General features: G+C 68.0%; 1 protein-coding gene and 1 pseudogene. Both read right to left on the bottom strand.

The window, feature by feature from the left end:
- Positions 1–69: 69 nt before the first annotated feature.
- Positions 70–1038, bottom strand: coding sequence for an ABC transporter substrate-binding protein (locus tag CF68_RS17820; protein WP_035821168.1), 969 nt, complete (start codon positions 1036–1038; stop codon positions 70–72).
- Positions 1039–1347: 309 nt separating this feature from the next.
- A pseudogene (locus CF68_RS17825) lies at positions 1348–2151 on the bottom strand (NAD-dependent epimerase/dehydratase family protein); the annotation flags it as partial.

Raw genomic sequence — 2151 nt, forward strand, 5'->3', positions numbered from 1 at the left:
GGCAGCGGCCGGGGCGGGTGTTCCAAGTCTGGCTTGTGTCATGACGTCACGCCTCCTGAAGACTGTCGGTTACTTGAGGAAACGCGCGTCATACAGCGCCGTCACGTCCGGCACCTGGCGGATCACGCCGATGTCCAGCAGCACCGCCGCCGCTTCCTTGCTGAAGCTGGCGAGCTCGCCGGCAAAGAACTTGCGGTTGGCCTCGCGGTCCTGCCAGCGCAGGTAGGCGGAGGACTTGGCGAACTGCTCGCCGGTCTGCTTGACCGCCGCGCCCATGATGTCGTTGGCCTTGGCCGGCTCCTTCTGGATCATCTCCAGCGCCTCGAAGTAGCTGTCGACCAGCGCCTGCGCGGCCTTGGGATTCTCTTTAAGCCACTTCGGCGCGCAGCCCAGCGTATCGGTCACCATCGGGTAGTCGAGTGTGGTCGCCAGGATCTTGCCCTTGTCCGGGTTCTGGCGCACCGTCGACAGGTACGGCTCATAGGTCATGGCGCCGTCGTTCTGGCCGGCCACGAAGGCCTGGGCGGCCGCCTGCGGCGACAGCGTGGTGGTCTTGACGTCCTTGAGCGACATGCCGTTCTTCTTCAGCATCCAGGCCAGGCCGAAATACGGCGCGGTGCCCGGCGCATCGACGCCGATGGTCTTGCCCTTCAGGTCGGCAAAGCTCTTGACGTCGCTGCGCACGGCCAGGCCGTCGGCGCCGTAGGACTTGTCGAGCTGCACGATCTGGGTGATGGGCACGCCGTTGGCGTTCCAGGCCACGTGCGTTTCCACCGTGGTGGCCGCGCACTGGATCGCGCCCGAGGCCAGCGCCAGGTGGCGGTCCTTCTGCGGGATCATCTTGATGTCGACGTCCACGCCGTGCTTCTTGAAGATGCCGGCCTTGTCGGCCAGCGTCAGCGGCGCGAAACCGGTCCAGCCGCTCATGCCCAGCGTGACCTGGGTGTTTTGCGCCTGGGCCGCACCGGCCCCCAATGCCGCAACCAGCACCGCGGCCTGCACTGCAATCCGACCGCGAATCCTGCTGTGATTCCTCATCTGTACGCTCCTTTGGTGTGTCCGTCGACGGCAGGCCATGCGTGCGGCCGCGCTTGTTTTCGGACATTAAACAGTACCTGTATATACAAGTCAACGTAGGGCTTCCACCAAGCAACCAGGCGGATAAACACCTTAAAAGGCGCTTTCCAGCAGGAACCCCTCAACGGGCCTAGCACCACCCCGGCTCACGGATTACGGTGCCAGCACCAAGGCGGGGCAATGGAAGCATTGCTGTATAGACAGGAGCAAAACGACGCACAGTCATAGCAAACCCCGTGCCAGCCGCACCGGGACGCCCCGGCAAGGCCGTCAGGCGTCGAAGAAGGAGGTGACGGTGGGATAACGCAGCCGCAGGCGCAGTTCGCGTTTCAGGCGGCGGTTGTCGAGGCGGCGCGATTCGCTCATGAAGCTCAGCAGCGTCTTGTCGATCACTTCACGCGCCTCGCCGCGCGTGACCCGCGGCGGACGCGGCCAGCCGCGGCGGGCNGGTCGGCGACCAGGTCGAAATAGTCGGCCATGTGCAACTCGGTGTCGTCGCTGGCATGGACCACGCGCTGCGCGCGGCCGCGGAACAGCGCCGCGACCATGGTGCGCGCCAGGTCGTCGGCGTGGATATGGCTGGTGTAGACATCGTCCTGCGGCACCAGCGCGGGCGTGCCGCGGTGCAGGCGCGCCAGCGGCAGGCGGTCTTCGGCATAAATGCCGGGGATGCGCACGATGCTGGCACGCCAGCCGGCATCGCGGCCGAAGCCGCGCACTGCCTGCTCGGCGGCCACGCGGCGGCGCGCGCGGGCGGTCTGGGGCCGCACCGCGTGGAATTCCGAGACCCGGGCGCCCTGCCGGTCGCCGTACACGCCCGACGTGCTGGCGTAGACAAACGCAGCGCGGGGCCTGCCCCGCTCGGGTAGAATGGCGGGCTCGCCGGGAAGCATGCCGGCCGACGTCCTGGCCTTGCGCCAGGCCGCCCGGCGCAAGGCGGCGAGCAAGGCACGCGTGCGCGGATCGCCTTCGCCCTGCCCGGGCGGCGGCGCCAGGTCCAGCACCTGCGTGGCCAGCCCGCGCAGCCGTGCCAGCGTGGCCGGCCGGTCCAGGTCCGCCACCAGCGGCACCGCC

The sequence above is a fragment of the Cupriavidus sp. SK-4 genome, assembly GCF_000611125.1.
GTDB classification, from domain to species: domain Bacteria; phylum Pseudomonadota; class Gammaproteobacteria; order Burkholderiales; family Burkholderiaceae; genus Cupriavidus; species Cupriavidus necator.

What these genes read in the sequence shown, in the direction of transcription:
- CF68_RS17820 (WP_035821168.1), bottom strand. Translation starts at nt 1,038, where the DNA reads ATGAGGAATCACAGCAGGATTCGCGGTCGGATTGCAGTGCAGGCCGCG.